The following is a 19,805-nucleotide window of genomic DNA, read 5'->3' on the forward strand; positions in this document are numbered from 1 at the left end:
TTGGCGGCTTATCTTTTGAAAGCGGAGTGCCGCGGAACCCGCCCTTACGGCGCTAGGAGGCTTCCCCCATGCCAACCGATTTCCTCAATGCAGCCGTCAACCCGCGCGAAACGGCATCATCGAACCCGGCCGCGCGCATCTCCTCGATCGCGGCAGCTGTGGTGCCGCGATAGTCAAGGAAGGTCTGGACTGTTTCACTGGGACAGTCGTCCCGCTGTTCCAGCAGCCGGCCCGCACCCACCATGAGGGTGTTGACGGCCCGCTTGGCGATCTCGGGCGACAGTCCATGCGAGATGGCGTCTGTCATCATCGCTTCGGCGAGCAGCGCCGGAAAGGCGGGCCCCGATCCGGTGAGGCCGGTCAGATAGTCGATTTCCGCCTCTTCGCACACTTCATCTTGAGAGCCGCAGGCATCGAATATAGCCCGCACGATCGCCCGATCATCTTTTCGCAAGCCGGCCGTGGCGATCCAAGGCGTGTAGGACTTTCGAACTTCGGCCGCCGCATTCGGCAGGGCACGAACCACACGGTCCGTCCGGTGGTGCGCACAAAGAGCGCTCAGGCGAATACCCGCCATGACGGAGATGAGAAGCTTGCCTTCGGCATCGACGTTCAGGGTGGGCCAGTCCGCCGGGCGGACGGAGAGAACGATAACGTCAGAGCGGTCGGCGAGTGCCTGGTTGTCTGATGTCCAGGAGGAGCGGTTGAAACGGTAGGGACGCTCGCGGCGATAGGAGAGGGACAGGTTTTCAGGTTCAACGACGCCTGCGCCGACAATGGCTTTGGCTATTGCGCCGCCCAGCCATCCGGCACCACCAAGTACGCCAACCCTCAAAGGTCCGCCCGTTTCCATTGTTCTCTCACTCTGCTTTGTAGCCATGCCGGGCGTAGAAGCGGTCGAGCTCCCTCTGCTGCGGCGTTTGTCCGGTATAAATCGCGATGTAATCCGGAATGCGCCTCATACGGAGCGCCAGGTCCTCCTTGGACTGCATCGAGATGTATCCAATCTGGACCAGGTAGGTTGTTCGCGCGCGAACATCCGCTGGTCCCGCCTCGTAGCCGAAACGCATAAACATGCGGCCCAGCGCCTCCATTCTGACCTGATCGGCCTGCTGGACTTCGGCCAGTATCTCCGGCGATTGCAGCGCCCAGCTACGAACGGCGAATTCGAACTGGGAGTCAAACAGGTCCTTGCTCACCCAGCAGTCGAAAACGTTCAGCATCGCCTCGGCCAGGGACTCCGCATAGGCTTCGGATTGCTTGACGAGGTTACCCGTATTCTTCTCCCTCCAGCGCGCAATGAGAGCGTTCAACAGTTCCTCGCGGTCCTTGAAGAACCAATAGAAGCTAGTCCGGGAAAGATTGAGCCGTTTGGCCAACGGCAGGATCTTCACCGACTCCACGCCAGACTCGAGCAGGGAGTCGTAGGCCGCTTCGAGCCACCCCTCCTGAGAACCGCGCCAGCCGGTGTCACTCATCGCCTGTTCCATGATTACCTCCTAACAAATCCAAAGGACTGCTTCAAGCAAAATGTACACGAGTGTCGAAGTTCCAAACTACGGTGTTTTTGTTTGTTGACACCTGTGTACATTTTCGCTTACCGTTGCGAATTAAAGTCCCTTAAACCGGAGCCCCTCGCATGTCGAACGATCCCCTGCTTCAGCCGTTTCAGTTGAAGCATTTGACCCTGCGCAACCGCATCATCGTCACGTCCCACGAGCCTGCCTACCCAGAAGACGGTATGCCGAAGGGCCGCTACCGCGCCTATACGGTTGAACGGGCGAAGGGCGGTGTGGCGCTGACGATGACTGCCGGCTCAGCTGCAGTCTCGAAAGACAGCCCCCCGGTCTTCAACAATCTGCTGGCTTACAAGGACGAGATCGTGCCGTGGATTAGGCAGATGACGGACGCTGTGCACGATGAGGGCGCCGCGATCATGATCCAGCTCACTCATCTCGGCAGGCGCACCCGCTGGGACAAGGGCGACTGGCTCCCGGTCATTGCACCCTCGCACCATCGCGAAGCCTCACACCGCGCGTTTCCGAAGAAGATCGAAGACTGGGATATCGAGCGCATCATCAAGGACTTCGCTGACGCGGCCGAGCGTATGAAGGCCGGTGGTATGGATGGCGTCGAACTTGAAGCCTACGGCCATCTCATCGACCAGTTCACCTCGCCGCTCACCAACGAGCTCGATGGTCCCTATGGTGGTTCGCTCGACAATCGCTTGCGTTTCTGTTTCGACGTCTTCAAGGCAATGCGTGAAAGGGTCGGTGACGACTTCATCCTGGGCGTTCGCTATACAGCCGACGAATGTCTTCCCGGCGGGACCGGAATGAGCGAAGGCATTGAGATCTCAAAACGCCTTCGCGACAGCGGCCTTATAGACTATCTGAATGTTATTCGCGGCCATATCGATACGGATGCGGGTCTGACCGACGTCATCCCGATTCAGGGTATGGCAAATTCGCCGCATCTTGATCTCGCGGGCGAGATCCGCGCCGCGACCAATTTTCCGACGTTCCATGCAGCCAAGATTCCGGATGTGGCAACCGCGCGCCACGCAATCGCGTCGGGCAAGGTGGACATGGTCGGAATGACCCGCGCGCACATGACCGACCCGCATATCGTGCGAAAGATCATGGAAAAGCGAGAGGATGATATCCGCCCCTGTGTCGGCGCCAACTACTGTCTTGACCGCATATATCAAGGTGGCATGGCCTTCTGCATCCATAATGCTGCGACCGGCCGGGAAGAAACGATGCCGCACCGGATCCCGAAGGCGGTGGTCCGCAAGAAGGTCGTAATTGTGGGGGCGGGCCCAGCTGGCCTTGAAGCCGCTCGCGTCTCTGCGGAGCGGGGGCATGAGGTCGTCGTTTTCGAGGCCGCGAACAATCCGGGCGGCCAGATCCGGCTTACGGCCCAAAGCGAGCGCCGACGGGAAATGATCAGCATCATCGACTGGCGCATGAACCAGTGCGAAAAGCTCGGCGTCACCTTCCGGTTCAACAACTGGGCCGAGGCTGACACCGTGCATGCCGAAGCGCCCGATGTTGTCATCATCGCGACAGGCGGACTGCCGCATACGGAGGTTCTTTCGAAGGGAAACGAGCTTGTCGTTTCCTCCTGGGACATCATCTCGGGTGATGTAAAGCCGGGAACCAACGTGCTCATCTTCGACGATGCGGGCGATCATGCTGGTCTTCAGGCTGCGGAGTTCCTCGCCAGGGCCGGTGCGAAAGTCGAGATCATGACGCCGGACCGTTCCTTCGCGCCGGAAGTCATGGCGATGAACCTCGTTCCCTACATGCGCTCGCTGCAGAAACTCGATGTCACCTTTACCGTCACCTACAGGCTGGAGGCGGCAGAGAAGAGCGGCAATCAGATCATCGCGCATGTCGGCAGCGACTATGGCGGCGTGGCCAAGCAGCAGACCTTCGATCAGATCGTCGTCAATCACGGCACCATTCCGCTCGATGACCTCTATTTCGAACTGAAGCCTGGTTCGAGGAACCTCGGCGAAGTGTCCTACGACGACCTGATTTCTGGAACGCCGCAATCGGTTGAACGCAACCCGGAAGGTGCCTACCAACTCTTCCGGATCGGCGATGCGGTCGCGGCGCGTAACACGCATGCGGCCATCTACGACGCGCTGCGTCTTGCCAAGGATCTCTAACGATGGCGCGGGTCGACGCTCTGCAAGCTTTTCTGGATGCGGCTTTCGTCGCGTTCGACCAATTCGCTCAGGATTTAAGGGCGCGCCGGTCCGTCATGGAGATATTTGCCCAACTCGAAGCGCCACAACCCCAACGCTTGAACATCGGAAAGCGCCTTCCGGTGTGCAACCGACATATCGAGAGCGTTCTGGCAACGAAAACCTGGCGACCGTCACTGGATGCGCTGATTGAGCGCTTCGCGGACCTTGAGCCGATGCTCGAATGGAAGTGGCGCTCCGTCTACGATCATACGGCAAGCGAGAATTTCCTGATGAGCCACGCCAATACGATGATCGTCGGACCGGGTGGCTTGGAGGACCGAAGTGACCTATGGCTTGGAGCGACGCTGATGGCGCCGAACGTGCGTTATCCCGATCACGACCATGCCCCGGAAGAAATTTACCTGGTTCTGTCGGAGGGAGAGTTTCAGCATGGCACCTCCGAGTGGTTCTCACCCGGGGTCGGAGGCTCGTTTTACAATCCACCTGGTGTCCGGCACGCCATGCGCTCCGACGAAACGCCCTTGTTCGCCTTCTGGGCGTTGTTGCCTGATCGCCCGAGACATAGAAGTGAACGGCTCGGGTGCAACCGAGCGCAGGAGGAACATTGCTGATAACCATGCCTGCGGCTGCACCAAGTGCTGAAGCCCGATGGTGCTGTCTTCTCGGACGTCGCCGCCGCCCCGACAGACAAGGTCGAGATACGAGAAAACGGCGACGAGAGCTTGGTATTGAGGCCTATGACTGCCACAACACTGGCCTCATGGGACCCATCGCCACCTGGACGGCAAAGAAGAGTGGCGCGCTCGCGGCCTGACAAGCTAAGGCCCGACAATGAACCGGTGTCCCGATGCTCGGATGATGCTAGCGATCGATGACGAGATCGCTCAGCGGCTTCGAACAGCACGGCAGAAAGAGTCCGGCATCTATCTCTCGTTGCCGGATGCCGCCATTGTGGTTCATCTCGACCGAGCCGGATACCAGTTTCGACTTGCATGTGCCGCAAACGCCATTCGAACAGGATGAGGGAAGCTTTACTCCTGCCTTTTTTGCGCAGGCGAGCACGGTCTGCTCACCTGCAACCTCGATCTTGCGAGCCTGTTTGGAAAATTCGACCTGGAATGTTCGGGTGGCGGGCTGTTCGACGTTAGGAATATCCACGTCGTCGATCACCGCTGCATCGAAGCTCTCCTCGATATAGTTGGACGCCTGAACGCCCAGTTCGGCCGTGATCGCGCGCGCCGCCGCCATGAACGGCGCAGGGCCGCAGCACATGATGATGCGTTCAGCGACGTCGGGAACCGCGAGTTGCATATATGCAGCCGATATGCGTCCCGTCAGACCGTGCCAATTGGCCTCACCGGAAACGACTTCCGGCAGAAACTGCAGTCGCAGGCCCTTCACTCGGTTGGCCAGATTGGCGAGTTCGTCGCGAAAGATGAGGTCCTTCGGGGTCCGCGCCGCGTGCATGAAGACAACATCGGCGGGTTCGCACGTGTCTGCCAACTCGCGGACCATCGCCATGACCGGGGTAATCCCTGATCCTCCGGACAGAAACAGATACTTCCGGCCGTTCGGCCGAACGAAGTGGCCGAGAGGACCGTTTGCCTTGACCTTGGCGTTGACGACGAGCTTGTCATGAAGCCAGTTCGATATCTTGCCGCCGGCGACGCGTTTGACCGTGACCGAGAACGCATTGCTGCGCTTCGGGGACGACGATATGCTGTAGCACCGGCTTTCCGGCTCGCCATCAACATCGAGGTCGAACAGGAAATATTGACCGGCTTCGAAGGCAAAACGTTTGCCCTCGGGAGACGCAAAGGTGAAGGTCTTCACGTCGTGCGTTTCCTGATGGACATCTACGCAGACCAGATCTTCATCCCTGTCGCGGCTCCACAAGTTGTCAGGCTCAAGACGCCCGACCGGAGAAAAGGAGCTCTTAGTATCCATGGGCACGCATCCGGTCGATGTACCACGACGTGAACTTGTCGAGGTTGGTTTCGGAGAAGGGTGAGTAGGGGCCTGGCACATAGGCTGGATCTTCGATCCCGGCGTGCGAGCGGGCGACGAGGTCGGCGTCCTGCTCGGTCGTGGCGATCCAGACGTTGGTCAGCTTTTCGAGGTCGTAATCGATGCCTTCGACCGCATCCTTGTGCACGAGCCATTTCGTCCGCACGAGCGTTTTATCCGCTGAGAGCGGTATGACGATCGAAACGACGGCGTGGTCGCCCATGAAGTGGTTCCAGCTGTTGTGGCCCCAGAGGTGCATATCGCCGAGATCCTTGCGCAATATCGTGCCGAGCAGCTTTGCCGAGGCTGCGGTCGCGTCGGGGGTCTGGGATTCGCCAGCACCCGAAATGACGAGCCGTTGCGTTCGGAAATTAGTGGTGCAGTTCACCAATTGCTCGACCGCTGCAGATGGATACCCGTCTGCCTCCCACCGCTTGGTGCGTTCCGCATAGAGCGAGAAATGCTCCTCGGCCTGGGCGCGATCTTCCAGGCTCAAGGCGTCCGGGTCGAAGCCGAAATCGAGGTCGACAAAGGAGACGCAGAGTTCGGGATGGTTAGCGGAGCAGTGGTAGCATTCACGGTTGTTTTCGATCGTGAGCTTCCAGTTGCCCTGTTCGATGACATCGGATTCGTACGCGACCTTGGCGTTGCTGATATCGTAGGGTGCAAGGCGTTCGGCCATGACGTCGATGAGGCGCTCGATATCTTCGGGCGGATTGTCCGATAGGCAGACATAGATGAGGCCGCCAACCGACTTGAATGCCGCCGCCTTGAGGCTGCGGCATTCCTTGTCGAAGTTCTTGCCCATATGAGGCGCGTAGCTCAGCTCGCCCGTCAACTCATAGGTCCAGGTATGATAGGGACAGACGAGCTTCGAAACGATCGTCTTGCCCGGATCCAGCAGACGTGAGCCGCGGTGACGGCAGACGTTGTGCATGACGCGGATATCGCCGTCGTCGTCGCGAAGGACGATGAGGCTCGTCTTGCCGATATCAATAACGGATGCATCGCCAGGCTCCGGCACATCGCATTCAAGGCCGATACAGATCCAGTGCCGGCGGAAGAACACCTCGAGATCTGCCTCGAACACGTCCTCGCGTGTGTAAAGGCCGGCTGGAAGTGAATGTCCTTCAGCCCTTGCGTCCAGGAGGGCCGATATGGGAGAAGCAAATGTCTGCAGCATAAATCCACCTTATGTTCCGATCGAAAGGCCGAGGGGCTGAAAGACAAAATCGCTCAACTATTCTGGTCGCTCAACGGCATAAATATGCGCAGGTGACATTACCAAATGTAATGGAAGACAGATGTCGAACCTGAGGAAGAAACTACCGCCGCTCACCGCCTTGACGGCATTTGAAGCGGCGGCCCGCTTGTCCAGCTTCACGCGCGCGGCGACGGAGCTCGGTGTTACTCAGGCTGCCGTAAGCCGGCAAATCCATTTGCTGGAAGAAGATTTCGGTTTCCCCTTGTTTCGGCGGCTCCACCGCAAGATCGAATTGACGGAGAAGGGCAAGCTGCTTTCAGCAGCGGCCGGCGACGCGTTCAATCTGATTGCCGACACGGTAGCCGACCTCCGATCTGAAGGCCCGGATGATGAGTTGGCCATCTCGGCGACCATTTCCTTTTCGCACTTCTGGCTTCTGCCAAGGATCGCCGCGTTTTCTCGCGCCCATCCCGAAATCAAACTTCGCATCATTACGCAGGATGCCCGAACAAGCATCGAGACAAGCGATGTAGACCTGGCGATCCGCTACGGAACCGGTACTTGGTCGGACGGTCAGGCGGAGCTATTGTTCGACGACGAAGTTTTCCCGATTTGCAGCGCAGATTATTTGCTCACGGCTGGCGAGGTCCGCACACCGCAAGATCTTGTCGGCCATCCTTTGATATCAAGCGATACGGAAGATCCTACATGGACGGGCTGGGAGGAGTGGCTAGCGGCCTTTTCCGTGAAGGCGCCGAAAAAGGCCCGAGGCCTTCGATGCAGTTTCTACATCGAGGCCATTTATGCCGCAATGAACGGGCAAGGCATTGCGCTCGGTTGGAATCGTCTAGTGGCCGACCTTATCCAGCAAACTCGCTTGGTCCGTCTTACTGATGCATCCATCCGCACCAGGGCGGCCTACTTCGTCGTCGTTCCAACAAGGAAGCCAAAAAAAGAAAGTGGGAGACTGTTCATTGAGTGGCTGCGCGAGGTTTCCGCTTCCGCGGTTTGACGATTCTTACGAGTGTGTTGGGCCTGCCGTTCCTCTCCATCTCGCGGGTTCGGGGTTGGGTTCCCGATAAGACAAGCGCTTGTTGCGGACTGCCAGCCTAGCCTTAGGCACGCCATTTGGCAGGCGCACCAGAACCCGCGACAATGTGAAAAGTTCCGACATGGGACTTCAGTCTGATCGCCCCTTGGCAAAAGTCTGAGGTCGATTGTTGGGAAGCCGCGTTGCACTAAATTTCTCAATTAGCCCATGTCGCTGAAGACCCTCACAAAAAAGGCCATGGGTTTGTAACGGTGCCAGAGCGGCTCTTCCGTCCCTTCGGCTGCTCTGGTGCTGTTACCTCGCTTCGAGGAGACCATGGGAGATATCAGGATGCATGAAAGACATAGCTATGGGCAGCCGGAAAAAACCGCATCAACCGGGTTGCCCATCGGTGTGATGCTTCTCTCGGTAGCAGCGATAGCCGTTTACCTGATCGTTGGAGGCGAAATTCTCAATGACAATAGCCGGGCCGTCGCCGTGTACCTTCCTAAGGTAGAGGCGAAATAGCCTTACTCAGGGCCAAGGGAGGCGCGGAATGAGCTTGTTAAAGCTAGGGCGGGCTCGCCTGGGGATGGCGCTACCGCGCCATCGTGGGTGGTTGCTCGCAACCAAGGACCGGCGCTTGGACGATCTCTTTGAATCCTACGCGCTGGCATCAACGACGCTCGACAATCTCCGGCGTGAGATGCCCCATCGAGAGGCGCTTATAGACGAATACGAGGAAGTCTGCCGGGACCTGCAGGTAGATGTAGTTACGCTGCTCGCCCTGTTGGAGGAGCGAACCTTGCAGCGAAGCTAGCAGCTTGCCGGGGAGAAGGCGTTTTAAGCGCTCAGCTCGATATGGTTGTTGCAGCACCCGCAAGCTCCAACGTCGCTGCCGGCATTGTAAATGCGGTAGTTGCATCTAGATCCATAGAAAAATTGTCGACGAAAACAAACTCGGCGCAGTACAGCGCAGGGGCCGTTCGCGCGTCCCGTAATTCAAATAGAAGGCCACGCTTGGCGCGTGAAACGCGGTGGGCACCGGACCTCTCAATGTGGGTTTGACCGTCCATGACCGGCCAGGCCTGGCTCCTGTTAACCTTTCGTTAACCATATATCCGGAACCTCCAACCCTGGGGCTTTCCGCAATCTCTTACGGAAGGAAAACAGCATGAGGCTCGTGACACTGTCGGGAAGAATTATGGAGAACAGCCACCATACCTTGATCGTGATGAGAGATGGCAGCACCTGTCAGGCGGTCTGCGTGGTCAATGACAGCGTGATTGGCGATATTCGTTCCAAGCTTACGATGCTTGAGAGGATTGCCAGCCGCAAGCTCGATGGCGGAGAATTGGCATTCGACGGCCACATTTGGATCACCGCCTCCGATCTGCCCGAGAGGACAGATGCCGTGCCGCATTGATCATCGTTGATCGTACTTGCCCCAAAAGGCCCAACATCCAGACTAGTTGCGGCACCTGCGGAAGGGGCGGGACAAGGTTCTACTTGCGATGAAGCGTAACGGCAAGATCGTCGAAGCTGTCGAGGGGTACACGGCCGTGAGCAAGCACTGTGGAACCCACACCCTGGTCAATGACAGTGATCTCGAGGTGCGGTCGGGCGAAATCCATCATCTGGCCGAGCGGTTTGCACGAAACGACCCTGCCAGTGCATCGGCGATGCTCGTGGCTGCTGAAGACGTTGCGGCTCGGATCAAGTTGCCTGTTTCAATGGCCAAACTTCAACGACGCCATGCGCAACCGCACAGGGCACGCACGAAACCTTTTTGATAGCTTCGCTCAGGTCGGCAGCTTCGATGATGGCGAAACCGGCGATCGGCAAGGCGGACGACATGAACGGTCCATCGCGGGTTTCCACGCCGTGAGCGTCTGGATTGCGAACCTGCACCGGTTCGCCAGCGATCCCCATCACAGCGCCGTCGGACCGAAGTTTGGCGTCCTGGGCGTGCGCGCCGTCTCTGGCGGACTTGGGCGTGCGGTCGTAGTCGGCCGGATCGCCATATCCGATTGTGATGAACTTGGGCATTGTCTCGTCTCCTTTCAGTCACGAAACCACCGACGGTCCGTCCTCGAACATGATGCCCCGCAGGAACACCACTTCACGGAACGCCTCTGCGGCCATTTCAATCGGGCAAATGGATCACACCTCCGTCCCCGCAGGATCGCAAATCTGCTTGCATAATGCAACCGGAGTCTGACGCGCCGGAGCTTGTGCAGATGGCCGACGATCAGTCTTTGATCGTCACAGAATCGCAAATGGCCGCTTCTCATACGGATACAGTTGAAGCTCCGTCTGAGCGTTCAAATTAACAGATCGGCGGACTAGGCTGAAAACGTTGAGAATTCGAAGCCGGGTAAGGTTGACTTTTTTCGCGTCGCCTTTTGCGTTCAAAGCGCTTGCCGCGTCTTGCTCGCTGCATCGCGGCAAGTCTGCAGAATGTCCTCTTTCTGCAAGCTGCGGGTGGTCCCGCAGACAAAGCACTGGAACACCTCTCTCGTCTCCATGCCCGAGATTGTGAGTCTCTCGCGCATGCCGCACCTCGGGCACTGAATTTGAAAGCTGTCGGAGCGATCCACGGCTGCCTCCCGCTTGCTTCAGAGTTGAACAATCAACTGGCTCACCGAAAGGTAATTTCAAGATGACCTACTGCCCGCCGCTGGATTGGCTCCAGCCGGTGAAGATGTATCGTATCATCGCGGATGGGAGCGTCGAAGCCTATCGACCTCTGATCACGACAACGAGCACGCTCATTTCGCCAGGGAACTAGCAACACGGCCCACGTTGACTATGCCGCCCACACGCTGGGCTGCAATACCGGCGCGATCGGCGTTTCACTGGCCTACATGGCTGGAGCGATCGAAAGCCCGTTACCCGCAAGATCCCGATGTAATCGCGCACCCGCAGCTTTCTACGAAATCCCGGTCCGGAGGCGATCCTGTCGCATGCGGAAGGCAACCAAGCAGGCCGGTGAGTGCGATCTCACCCGGCTTCCGTTCCGCCCCCAAGGTGATCGCTTAGGCCTATGCACCATCACACGCGCCGTGAAGCCAAAGTCACTGCCATTTGCCAGCGGCTCGGACTAGATCGGGCCGTCGACGATCACCAATGCACGGCCCTGCGAGCAATTCTCGATGCGGGCATTGACCTGGTAGATTTCCTGCAACATCGGAGTGGTGATGACGCTTGCGGTCTTGCCGCTTGCAACCATTGTTCCATTGGCTATGACGATGGTGTTTTCGCAATAACGCAGGGCATGGTTGAGGTCGTGAAGCGCGATGAGAACGATCATGCCTTTGCGGCGAGCAAGGTTGGAAACAAAACTCAGCACGTCAACCTGGCGGTGAAGGTCAAGAGCCGAGGTCGGTTCGTCCATCAGCAGCACTTCGGGCTTGCGGATTAGCGCCTGGGCGAGGGAGACCAACTGGCGCTGTCCGCCGGAAAGTTCGCCGAGGCCGCGAAACGCAAGCGCGTCGATCCGTAGTGCCTTCAAAATGCTGTCGATTTCATCGAGCTCGTCATTGTGAACGCGCCAGCCGCTGCCTTGCTTTGCAGATAGGAGAATAGATTCATATACCGTCAAGACAGCGTTTGCGCCGGTGTCCTGCGGCATGTAGCAGATGCTCGTTTGCGCGCGCTCGGTGTCAGACAGATGGACGAGACCTGGCCCGGAAATAAGCGACGCTATGCGTTTGAAAAGTGTCGACTTGCCCGCAGCGTTCGGGCCAATCACGGCGGTCATACTGCCTTTTTCCAGAATGTCGGTACTGACGCCGGAAAGGACAGAACTGCGGCCATACATGGCGCCGACTTTATCAAGTGCGAGCGCTACCATGCGCGCCTCCGATTGCTGAAGATCAGGACGAAGAAGAACGGTACGCCGATGAGGGCGGTGATCACACCGATCGGCAAAATCGCACCAGGGATGATCATCTTACTGACGACCGATGTCGCCGAGAGCAGCAGCGCGCCGCAAATAACCGAGCCCGGCAGGAAGAAGCGCTGGTCCTCGCCGACGAGTATGCGGGCGATATGGGGTCCGACCAGGCCGACAAAGCCAATAGTGCCCACGAACGACACCGGGATGGCAGCAAGCAGGCTGACGATCATCATCGTCTGCAGGCGCAGTCGACGCACATTCACGCCCATGCTGGCTGCCTTATCATCGCCGAGACGAAGCGCCGTCAATGCCCAGGCGTCCTTCATCAGGAACGGGACCATCGCAACCAGAATGGCCCCAGTAAAGTAAACCTTCGGCCAGGTCGCCTTGGTGAGGCTGCCCATTGTCCAGAACACCACCGCTGCAAGCGCCTGTTCAGAGGCCAGATATTCCAGCAAGGAAAGTGCGGCGTTGAACGTGAAGACAAGCGCAATGCCGAGAAGCACGATCGTTTCGACGCTGACGCCGCGCATTGTCGAGGCGAAATGGATGAAGAGGGCTGCCACCATCGCCATCAGGAAGGCATTGAGTGGAACCATGTACTGGATCGCTGCCGGAAACAGCGCGACGCCACCGACCAATGCCAACGCAGCTCCGAAACTGGCTGCAGCGGAAATCCCGAGCGTGAAAGGGCTGGCAAGCGGATTGGAAAGGATCGTCTGCATTTGGGCGCCCGCAACCGATAGGGAGGCGCCTACCGTCACTGCCATCAATGCAATCGGCATGCGGATATCCCAAACGATGACGCGCAGCTGTTGCGCGACGGCCGCCGGGTCGAGCATTGCCGACAGGACGTCCGAAAGTGGGTAATTTGCCGGCCCGAGCGCCATGTCGAGCGATATGCTGAAGCACAATGCAATGACAAGCAAGCTCAAGATGGCAATTCGGCGAAAAGCGAGGGCGCGATATAGATCGCGTCCCGTTGACTCGGTGGTCGCAGCCTCGATCGCCATGGATCATTCATCCTTGAGCGAGACGAAGTATCCCGGCTTGTAATCGAGCGGCAGGAAGCGCGCGTGCAGTTCCTTGAATGTCGCTTCGGGGTCAAGGTCGGCAAACAGTTCCGGATGCAGCCACTTGGCGATCTCCTGGATTGCAACGAACTGATACGGATTGTTATAGAACTGATGCCAGATGGCGTGGACATTGCCGGCCGCGACAGCCTTGACGCCGGTAAAGGCTGGACGCTTGGTCAGCGCTTCAAGCTTGCGATGGGCTTCCTTCAGATCGGCGCCGTAGCCGACACCGACCCAGGCACCCCCTGGAACATACTTGTCCCAGTTGCCGCCGGTAATGATGATCTGGTCCGGATTGGAGGCAATCACCTGCTCCGGATTGACCGTACCGAAGGTGCCGGGGATGATGTCCTTTGCGATGTTGATGCCACCGGCGATCTCGACCATCTTGCCGAAATTCTCGTTGCCAAACGACATGCAGCAATCATCGGAATATCCACCGGCACGCTCGACGAACACCAGCGGTTTCTTCGCGTCGGCCTTCGCCAGCACGCCCGTGACCCGCTCGATGCTGTCGGCGCGGAACTTGATGAAGTCTTCGGCGATTGTTTCCTTGCCCATCAGCTTGCCCATGATGCGCATGCTCGGCTCGGTGTTTTCCATCGGCTTTTCACGGAAGTCGACATAGACCAGTGGGATGCCGACCTTGCCGAGCTTTTTGATGTAACCAGCTTCTTCCGTGGCAGTCTTGGCGTCGACGTTCATGAGGATCACGTCGGGCTTAAGCGCGACGGCTTGTTCGATGTCGAAGGTCCCGTCCTTCATGCCGCCAAACGTCGGCAGCTTGGCGATTTCCGGGTATTTTGCCAGATAGGCTTCGTAGGATTCAGGGTCGGCTTTCGGCAGGTCGTCGCGCCAGCCTACAACGTGTTCGAACGGAGCTTGCCTGTCGAGCGCAGCAAGGAAATAGATCTGCCGGCCTTCGCCGAGAATCATGTTCTTGACCGGAGCTTCAACTTCGACGTCGCGTCCGGTCACGTCCTTGATGGTAATCTTGTCGGCGAAAGCCGGCCAGGTAGCGGTGGCAAGTAGACCCATTGCAAGTGCGGCTGCTTTGGCTTTAATGCGCATCGAATTTCACTCCGTGGAAACTGCGATGCCTGTATTATTTTATGACTTTAACAGTCAAGTTATATCTATTAGAACCATTTTAATCTCATGCAATCAGGATCGAGCAGGATGAACACAGGAGCGGCTGCGGGCCACAATTTTGGGCTGCGGGACGAGATTAAAACCTATTGGTCGGCGCGTGCGGCGACTTTCGATCAATCGCCCGGACATGAGATCTTTTCAGAAGAGGAACGCCAGGCCTGGCACAATTTGATCATCAGGCACCTCGCTCGAGGAGAAGGACGTCACGCATTGGATCTGGCGTGCGGCACTGGGGTCATATCGCATCTCATGGACGATTTAGGTTACAAGGTCACAGGCCTTGATTGGGCAGAGCCGATGCTGGAACGGGCCCGGGCAAAGGCGAAGACGCGTGGACGAGCGATTGAGTTTCGCATCGCCGATGCTGAAAATACCATGGAGCCGGATGAAAGCTATGATGTCGTGGTAACACGTCATCTCGTTTGGACACTCGTCGATCCGAGGCAGGCATTTGCGGAATGGTTGAGGGTCTTGAAGCCCGGCGGAACCTTGCTTGTCGTTGATGGTGACTTCGTCAACCTCAGTATGGCGGAGCGTGTCGTGAAGACAGCAGCAGAATTGCTCCAGCAGTTGGGATTGACGAAAGCGGACCAGGTCCCCGCGCCGGTGGGCATGGCCGAAATTCACAACCGCATCCTGTCGCAGGTGCATTTCTCAGAAGGCGCGCGCGCTGCGGATGTTGCTGCCCTGATCCAGAATTCCGGGTTTGCGAACGTAACCGTCGATACTGATCTGAAGGCAATCCATCGTGCCCAATCGAAGCACTTAAGTTACCTGAAAGGGCTTTCTCGCGGATTGCAACACCGATACGCGATCGTCGCCCGTAAACCATTAAGGGACCTCTAGATGTCATCTGCTCAGCACGCATCGATCGCCGCCGAGCTTGAGTAGATGTGGAGGGCACGGCTTCCGCATCGAGAGTGGGTGCACAGAATTCAAAAAAGATGGTCCACCTACCGTTCGAAGGCCGGAAATCCCGAGCCCGCGCACGCGGCGAAGTATGCGCGGCAACCGCCAAGCGGCGTTGCCGCGCGCGTATATTCGCTCAGCTCTTGATTGCGATGCGCTTGACCTGCGACTGCGCCTTATCGGTCTTTGGCAAGGTTACGCTCAGCACGCCGTTCTTAAAGCTAGCGTCGACCTGATCTTCCTTGACGTCGACGCCGAGCGGGATTCGGCGCTCGAAGCGGCCATAAGCGGCATCCGACAGCGGGCACCCACATCGGCAAATCGAATATAGCTACAGCTTTACGCTCCTAACGACAGGTGACAGCAAGTGGCACCAACGGTCGGCCAAGTGTAATCCGGCGCTTTGGGAGAAACCCTGCGAGGTTGTCGAAGTCGACAAGGCTAGGAGTGCTCAAAAACACAATCACCGACTAGGCATCTCAGAAGGCCGAGCGTTCCTGGTGTTTGGACGCTCGGCTATCTTGCGTTATTCCTAGTCGAGCAACCTACCAGTTGTCAGCTGGTCTGGGGTTTGCTGGATCACCGTAAAACACAGACGGGAGTGCCTTCGCGAGGAATGAAAACTCCGAATGGCAATGGCGCATCAGGCCCAGTCCGATTTCGTCCGGGACGGCGTGGCCGCCCTTGTCGCTATCGAGACCAAGAACGAATCTGCTTCGCAGAACGAGGCCGTCGGGCGTGTCCCGTGCGACGTGCATCATCCGGCCGCTTAATGGAATTCCATGCTCGTCAATCTCAACATTATCGCCAAAGCCAATTCCGGCGTAGATTAGTGCGGAGACGCCGCCCACCCGCTTTGCGGGATCGATGTCCGTGGCACTGAAGTATGCGGCTGGGCTTAGGAATTTGATGGTTGCTTTGACAGGAGGAACCTCTCCTAACGACTCCGTCGCCCTGATCGTCGCGCCAATATAGTTCTCCCCTTTTTTCCAAAGCTCGTCCCAGCCGAAATGGCGCTTGTGATCAATCGGGTGCCACCAGCGAAGGTGTTCGTCGGTTTCAAAATACTTGAACCACCATTCCAGCATCGCTCCATTGCACCCTGGCATTACCGTTCTGCAGGCGACCGTGAGGGTGCCGGAGGCGAAGCGCTCGATCCCCATTTCCAGTCTAATTGGGTCGGCGTGCAGCAGTGCGACAGGGATTGCGGCTTCCAAATCATGTTGCATTCCAATCTCCTATATTTAGGAAACGTGTGTCGTTTCCTAAATATAATCGGTATACCGTTCGTACGACGTTGGTCAAGGAGATCAAGATTTGGCAAAGCGAGCGAGAGGGCGTCCGGCCCGTAATCGGCTTGAGGTGGAACGCAGTATTCTCCAAGCCTCAACCCAGCTTCTGTTTGACCAGGGATTTGCCAAGTTCAGCATCGATGCGGTATCGCGTAGCGCAGGAGTTGCCAAAAAGACTGTTTACGCTATGGCGACCAATCGTGAGGAACTAGTCGGGAAAATCGTAGCGTCCTGGACTGAGCAACTCCAAACCAGTGGAGATCCCCGGCCGGGCGAGGCGCGTCCTGATCCGGGGAGCCTGCGGGCGCTATTGAGCAGGATTTACCGGATCGCCCTATCCAAGGAAGCTGTAGCCCTTTTCCGTCTCATCTGTGCTGACAAGGAGGGTCGAGAACGGCTCGCAGAAATTTATAATCGAAACGGGGTCGAGCGAGGAGTGCAGGCCGTGGCAAACTGGCTGCGCGAGTACCAAGCCGATGTCCCATCATTTGATGTCAACCGATCTGCCCGGATGATCCTTGCTGCTCTTGTTGCTGAGCCCTTGCGCAGGGCCGCTATCGGCCTAGAAACACCATGGAACGATACCGACGAGGAGGTAACGGCACGGGTTGGAGAATACGTGGATTTTTACGCACCTATATTATTCAAAGAGTTGGGCACTGCACCATAGCGACCTCGTGGCGCGTCGCGGACGCCGAGGCGGTGTCAAGGCAAGCATTGCGCTGACCCAGATGGTTTAAGGCTCCACGGCCGCAACCGCTCGATATAGACCGATAGCTGTCGTTTTAGGAACTGGTCAGCGCTATGCGGCCAGTTTGGTAGTGTGCCAAGCGAATCCGCAGTTCTAACCCGCGTAGCCTAGTCGACACTCGGCGGCCCGACGCCTCGTGCACCTAACGGTGCTCATCAAACCCCAATCGCCGCGCCGTAGGCTGATCCTGTCCTTTACTGGCTGTTAGACTTGGAAAGGCGCGGCTTCATCTCGTTGGCGAGATCATCAAGATACTCAAGCGCTTCGCCCGTTGCGATCGCCGAGTTTGTGCTGCCATCGTCGGCCGAACGGCGTATGTCGCTCCTGGCTGCTTCCAATGCACTTTCGATGAAGGCATGAGGATCCTGGCTGTGCGCCGCAGCCCACTGAAGGAGGCGACAGATCAGCTGCTCATTGACGCGTATAGCGGTGATGGCGTGGCTGAGCATCAGATTCATCTTATGGGCTTTGTCGGCTGTGATCCTTCGTGCCATCGGTAATCTTTCAACTTTGCGGGTGAAGGTCTGCGCAGCGACTTTCGAAAATCGAACTGCCTACGCCGGAATTTGTTCCGTCCGTCATTGGCTAGAATCCTCGTGTGAACCGAGGGCGTACCGGGGGCTTCTTCGAAGATATAAAACTGGTGCCGGCAAAGGGCTCCACCGGTGGCTGCATTAAGGTGTCGATCCTATCCCTGTCCGTCACGCCAGGCATTTATTGTTATCCTTTCCGCAACGCCGTCGTTGATGGCGAGCACGCTATCGAAGAAGTCCGCTCCTTCTTCTGACTGGATGGACGAGGTATCGTGCATCACGGCGACTACGATCGCCTCTGGACAATGGTCCTTGATCGATTGGTGAAACGACTGCGCCGCCTGGCCATCAAGTGCGCTCGTCGCCTCGTCAAGGAATAGCAGATCCGGCCTTAGCAGAAGAATTTTCGCAAGGACGAGTTTTTGTTTTTCGCCCCCCGACAGGAGTTTGTCCCAGTTCTGCCCATCGCGTCCATCGCTCAAAAGCTCCTCCCCGAACTCTCCGAGGCCGGCGCCTTCCAAGGCCGCCACTACAGAGGCGTCGGTGTGCGCGTCAGCCCGGTCCGGCAAACAAATGAGATCCTTCAGGCAAATACTCTGAAGCTTCACGTCCTGTGCGGCATAGAGGCTCTTTCCGGTCTCTGGCGTCGTGATCGTGCCGCGGCCGTGCGCCCAGAGACCATTTATCGCCTTGATAAGCGAGGTTTTGCCACTTCCGGATTCTCCCACGACTAAAATCCATTCTCCGGGAACGAAGCGCAGCTGGTCAGCGGCCAAGAATGGCTCGTCATCACCCGTGTGCAGGAGCTCAATCCGCTCGATGGTCAAACCGAGCGCAGCATCCTGGGTCTTGTATTCGAAAACTGAGGGACCGCTGCGAGCATAATAATCCTGCGGCTGCTGAACCGCTTCGACCGCTTGCGCAAGTTCGGTGATTCTGCGTGCGTCGGCCCTTAACGTCGCAATATCGGGCATCGCATGGATGAACCAGGAACATTCGTTGATGAGCGCTGTCGCCAGCTCGGCGCCGGTGACGTAATCCTGCAAGCTGATCGTTTTGTCGACATAGGGGATCAGTCCGGGCGCATAGGCGACGATACGCGATCCTAGGAAGTTATGCACCAGCTCGAAGCCCATGTAACCGGCGGTCACGCGATTAAGGCTCGCCCAAGTTTGGTCAATCTCGCGATATCGGCGCCCGTTGATGGCTCTCTGGGCCGGTTCGCCCTTGATAACTGCAACATGAAAACTACGGTGCAACAATTGGTTCAGTTCGCCACGATAACTCCCCTCTGCGGACTGAATGCCCACGGATAGGCCTTGCATCACACTGCCGAGCTTGGCTGCGACAAATGTATTGAGTGGCACGTAGATCGCGATGGCCAGCAATGTCAGACAGGCGGTACCGTAGCTACCCAGAAACTCAATTCCCCTGACGGGGCTCGAGGTTTCGATCAGTTTTGTCCCGACAAATCCCAGCGATAGCACAACGCCGGCGATTCCCACGCCAAGGCCGATGGCGCCACCCGTCATGCCCTTTATGGCTTCCTGTACCCTCTGATCGATGTTGTCGGGCGTTGAAGTGTCCTGGCCCGTCGTCGCCCCGAACCCGTTTTGCTGAAGATGAAAATGGGTATGGTTGGAATCGAGCAGGGCCTGGTTAAAGCGTGCGTCAAGCCATTGGCGCCATTTCCGATGGAGCGTGGTCGAAAAGAAGTGACGGACCGCAGTAAATCCCGCATCCCTAGTGATCGCGATCGCGGCGAGGGTCGCCGCGGTAGTCAGCAGCGACGAAGGTGTGGTGGGCACGGTTGGATGGTGGAAGTTGGCAATCCGATTGACGAGCTCGCCGGACGTCAAAGCGAACCAGACGCTCGCTTGAGCCGACAAACCGGTGAGTAGAAGGATGAGGAACGTTAAGCCCCAGGCCTCGCGCCACCGTTCAGATAGCCAATAAGCCAGCAATAGGCCCCAGAAGCTGCGCATTGAGGAAACAGGGCTGCTCCGGCGTCGGCGTTTTCCGCGGAGGGACCATTTGACCAGTGCTGTTGCTCGTTGTGCGTTGCTCCGCACGACCTCGCTCAAACTCATCTTGATGAATTGGGGCGCCGATCAGACTTTGTCAATTCGGTAGTCGAGAGGCCGGCCGGTTCCGCTGCTGCTGGCCGGGTTTGACGACCGACGTCGGGAACTATCGTGCTCGCGAGCTGTTGGTGCCTAAAAGGAGAATACC

18 protein-coding genes and 2 pseudogenes are annotated in these 19,805 nt (G+C 57.7%); 7 read left to right on the forward strand and 13 right to left on the reverse strand.

Annotation, left to right across the window (positions count from 1 at the left end):
• Positions 1 to 52: 52 nt before the first annotated feature.
• Positions 53 to 853: a pyrroline-5-carboxylate reductase dimerization domain-containing protein gene (locus ASD52_RS05540; protein WP_057218623.1), complete on the reverse strand. Its 801-nt coding sequence runs from the start codon at positions 851 to 853 to the stop codon at positions 53 to 55.
• Between the two features lie 7 nt (positions 854 to 860).
• A complete protein-coding gene (locus ASD52_RS05545) occupies positions 861 to 1,490 on the reverse strand; it encodes a TetR/AcrR family transcriptional regulator (RefSeq protein ID WP_057223529.1) in 630 nt (209 codons plus the stop codon).
• A gap of 149 nt (positions 1,491 to 1,639) precedes the next feature.
• Here ASD52_RS05545 and ASD52_RS05550 point away from each other — a divergent pair, with 149 nt between their 5' ends.
• The 3 genes and pseudogenes from ASD52_RS05550 to ASD52_RS39765 all read left to right on the forward strand — a co-directional run.
• A complete protein-coding gene (locus ASD52_RS05550) occupies positions 1,640 to 3,676 on the forward strand; it encodes an NADH:flavin oxidoreductase (RefSeq protein ID WP_057223531.1) in 2,037 nt (678 codons plus the stop codon).
• A 2-nt stretch (positions 3,677 to 3,678) separates the two neighbouring features.
• Positions 3,679 to 4,329: a dimethylsulfonioproprionate lyase family protein gene (locus ASD52_RS05555; RefSeq protein WP_057223533.1), complete on the forward strand. Its 651-nt coding sequence runs from the start codon at positions 3,679 to 3,681 to the stop codon at positions 4,327 to 4,329.
• Positions 4,319 to 4,532 (forward strand): annotated as a pseudogene (locus tag ASD52_RS39765) (hypothetical protein); the annotation flags it as partial. The gene ASD52_RS05555 and the pseudogene ASD52_RS39765, both read left to right, overlap by 11 nt.
• A gap of 47 nt (positions 4,533 to 4,579) precedes the next feature.
• Here the strand turns inward: ASD52_RS39765 and ASD52_RS05560 are convergent.
• Together ASD52_RS05560 and ASD52_RS05565 are read right to left on the reverse strand one after the other, a co-directional pair.
• On the reverse strand, positions 4,580 to 5,665 hold the full coding sequence (locus ASD52_RS05560; protein ID WP_057223535.1) for a hybrid-cluster NAD(P)-dependent oxidoreductase: 1,086 nt from the start codon (positions 5,663 to 5,665) through the stop codon (positions 4,580 to 4,582).
• On the reverse strand, positions 5,655 to 6,908 hold the full coding sequence (locus ASD52_RS05565; protein ID WP_057223537.1) for an SRPBCC family protein: 1,254 nt from the start codon (positions 6,906 to 6,908) through the stop codon (positions 5,655 to 5,657). The genes ASD52_RS05560 and ASD52_RS05565 overlap by 11 nt, the downstream gene beginning before the upstream one ends.
• Positions 6,909 to 7,029: 121 nt before the next feature.
• Between ASD52_RS05565 and ASD52_RS05570 the strand changes: the two genes are divergently transcribed.
• Positions 7,030 to 7,941, forward strand: a complete 912-nt coding sequence (locus tag ASD52_RS05570) for a LysR substrate-binding domain-containing protein (RefSeq protein ID WP_057209249.1) — start codon at positions 7,030 to 7,032, stop codon at positions 7,939 to 7,941.
• Positions 7,942 to 8,635: 694 nt separating this feature from the next.
• Here ASD52_RS05570 and ASD52_RS38175 read toward each other — a convergent pair.
• The gene (locus ASD52_RS38175; RefSeq protein ID WP_156612919.1) at positions 8,636 to 8,836 is read right to left on the reverse strand and encodes a hypothetical protein; all 201 of its coding nucleotides are present in this window, start codon (positions 8,834 to 8,836) and stop codon (positions 8,636 to 8,638) included.
• Between the two features lie 297 nt (positions 8,837 to 9,133).
• On the opposite strand from ASD52_RS38175, the gene ASD52_RS05585 reads away from it, so the two are divergent.
• Positions 9,134 to 9,385, forward strand: a complete 252-nt coding sequence (locus tag ASD52_RS05585) for a hypothetical protein (protein WP_063991809.1) — start codon at positions 9,134 to 9,136, stop codon at positions 9,383 to 9,385.
• A gap of 290 nt (positions 9,386 to 9,675) precedes the next feature.
• On the opposite strand, the gene ASD52_RS05590 is transcribed toward ASD52_RS05585, so the two are convergent.
• The 4 genes from ASD52_RS05590 to ASD52_RS05605 form a co-directional block, all read right to left on the reverse strand.
• Positions 9,676 to 10,008 carry a YciI family protein gene (locus ASD52_RS05590; protein WP_057223541.1) on the reverse strand — a complete coding sequence of 111 codons (333 nt, stop codon included), beginning with the start codon at positions 10,006 to 10,008 and terminating at the stop codon, positions 9,676 to 9,678.
• A 1,054-nt stretch (positions 10,009 to 11,062) separates the two neighbouring features.
• The gene (locus ASD52_RS05595) at positions 11,063 to 11,815 is read right to left on the reverse strand and encodes an ABC transporter ATP-binding protein (RefSeq protein ID WP_057221655.1); all 753 of its coding nucleotides are present in this window, start codon (positions 11,813 to 11,815) and stop codon (positions 11,063 to 11,065) included.
• Entirely contained in the window at positions 11,809 to 12,873 is a 1,065-nt protein-coding gene (locus ASD52_RS05600; RefSeq protein WP_057221656.1) for an iron ABC transporter permease, read from the reverse strand. Before ASD52_RS05600 ends, ASD52_RS05595 begins: the two co-directional genes overlap by 7 nt.
• Positions 12,874 to 12,876: 3 nt before the next feature.
• Positions 12,877 to 14,007: an ABC transporter substrate-binding protein gene (locus ASD52_RS05605; RefSeq protein WP_057223543.1), complete on the reverse strand. Its 1,131-nt coding sequence runs from the start codon at positions 14,005 to 14,007 to the stop codon at positions 12,877 to 12,879.
• Between the two features lie 108 nt (positions 14,008 to 14,115).
• On the opposite strand from ASD52_RS05605, the gene ASD52_RS05610 reads away from it, so the two are divergent.
• A complete protein-coding gene (locus ASD52_RS05610) occupies positions 14,116 to 14,934 on the forward strand; it encodes a class I SAM-dependent methyltransferase (RefSeq protein WP_057221658.1) in 819 nt (272 codons plus the stop codon).
• Between the two features lie 199 nt (positions 14,935 to 15,133).
• Here ASD52_RS05610 and ASD52_RS36905 read toward each other — a convergent pair.
• Positions 15,134 to 15,295 (reverse strand): annotated as a pseudogene (locus ASD52_RS36905) (Hsp20/alpha crystallin family protein); the annotation flags it as partial.
• 247 nt (positions 15,296 to 15,542) lie between these two features.
• Positions 15,543 to 16,226: a hypothetical protein gene (locus tag ASD52_RS05620; RefSeq protein ID WP_057221660.1), complete on the reverse strand. Its 684-nt coding sequence runs from the start codon at positions 16,224 to 16,226 to the stop codon at positions 15,543 to 15,545.
• An 88-nt stretch (positions 16,227 to 16,314) separates the two neighbouring features.
• Here ASD52_RS05620 and ASD52_RS05625 point away from each other — a divergent pair, with 88 nt between their 5' ends.
• Complete coding sequence (locus ASD52_RS05625) at positions 16,315 to 16,959, forward strand: TetR/AcrR family transcriptional regulator (protein ID WP_057221661.1); 645 nt, start codon at positions 16,315 to 16,317, stop codon at positions 16,957 to 16,959.
• Positions 16,960 to 17,234: 275 nt separating this feature from the next.
• Here ASD52_RS05625 and ASD52_RS05630 read toward each other — a convergent pair whose 3' ends face one another.
• Both ASD52_RS05630 and ASD52_RS05635 read right to left on the reverse strand, forming a co-directional pair.
• Entirely contained in the window at positions 17,235 to 17,489 is a 255-nt protein-coding gene (locus ASD52_RS05630) for a hypothetical protein (protein ID WP_156408516.1), read from the reverse strand.
• Between the two features lie 239 nt (positions 17,490 to 17,728).
• Positions 17,729 to 19,558, reverse strand: a complete 1,830-nt coding sequence (locus tag ASD52_RS05635) for an ATP-binding cassette domain-containing protein (protein ID WP_063991810.1) — start codon at positions 19,556 to 19,558, stop codon at positions 17,729 to 17,731.
• Between the last annotated feature and the right edge of the window lie 247 nt (positions 19,559 to 19,805).

Source organism: Ensifer sp. Root142, assembly GCF_001426785.1.
GTDB lineage: Bacteria > Pseudomonadota > Alphaproteobacteria > Rhizobiales > Rhizobiaceae > Ensifer > Ensifer canadensis.

What these genes read in the sequence shown, in the direction of transcription:
- ASD52_RS05540 (WP_057218623.1), bottom strand. Translation starts at nt 853, where the DNA reads ATGGAAACGGGCGGACCTTTGAGGGTTGGCGTACTTGGTGGTGCCGGA.
- ASD52_RS05545 (WP_057223529.1), bottom strand. Translation starts at nt 1,490, where the DNA reads ATGGAACAGGCGATGAGTGACACCGGCTGGCGCGGTTCTCAGGAGGGG.
- ASD52_RS05550 (WP_057223531.1), top strand. Translation starts at nt 1,640, where the DNA reads ATGTCGAACGATCCCCTGCTTCAGCCGTTTCAGTTGAAGCATTTGACC.
- ASD52_RS05555 (WP_057223533.1), top strand. Translation starts at nt 3,679, where the DNA reads ATGGCGCGGGTCGACGCTCTGCAAGCTTTTCTGGATGCGGCTTTCGTC.
- ASD52_RS05560 (WP_057223535.1), bottom strand. Translation starts at nt 5,665, where the DNA reads ATGGATACTAAGAGCTCCTTTTCTCCGGTCGGGCGTCTTGAGCCTGAC.
- ASD52_RS05565 (WP_057223537.1), bottom strand. Translation starts at nt 6,908, where the DNA reads ATGCTGCAGACATTTGCTTCTCCCATATCGGCCCTCCTGGACGCAAGG.
- ASD52_RS05570 (WP_057209249.1), top strand. Translation starts at nt 7,030, where the DNA reads ATGTCGAACCTGAGGAAGAAACTACCGCCGCTCACCGCCTTGACGGCA.
- ASD52_RS05585 (WP_063991809.1), top strand. Translation starts at nt 9,134, where the DNA reads ATGAGGCTCGTGACACTGTCGGGAAGAATTATGGAGAACAGCCACCAT.
- ASD52_RS05590 (WP_057223541.1), bottom strand. Translation starts at nt 10,008, where the DNA reads ATGCCCAAGTTCATCACAATCGGATATGGCGATCCGGCCGACTACGAC.
- ASD52_RS05595 (WP_057221655.1), bottom strand. Translation starts at nt 11,815, where the DNA reads ATGGTAGCGCTCGCACTTGATAAAGTCGGCGCCATGTATGGCCGCAGT.
- ASD52_RS05600 (WP_057221656.1), bottom strand. Translation starts at nt 12,873, where the DNA reads ATGGCGATCGAGGCTGCGACCACCGAGTCAACGGGACGCGATCTATAT.
- ASD52_RS05605 (WP_057223543.1), bottom strand. Translation starts at nt 14,007, where the DNA reads ATGCGCATTAAAGCCAAAGCAGCCGCACTTGCAATGGGTCTACTTGCC.
- ASD52_RS05610 (WP_057221658.1), top strand. Translation starts at nt 14,116, where the DNA reads ATGAACACAGGAGCGGCTGCGGGCCACAATTTTGGGCTGCGGGACGAG.
- ASD52_RS05620 (WP_057221660.1), bottom strand. Translation starts at nt 16,226, where the DNA reads ATGCAACATGATTTGGAAGCCGCAATCCCTGTCGCACTGCTGCACGCC.
- ASD52_RS05630 (WP_156408516.1), bottom strand. Translation starts at nt 17,489, where the DNA reads ATGCTCAGCCACGCCATCACCGCTATACGCGTCAATGAGCAGCTGATC.
- ASD52_RS05635 (WP_063991810.1), bottom strand. Translation starts at nt 19,558, where the DNA reads ATGCGCAGCTTCTGGGGCCTATTGCTGGCTTATTGGCTATCTGAACGG.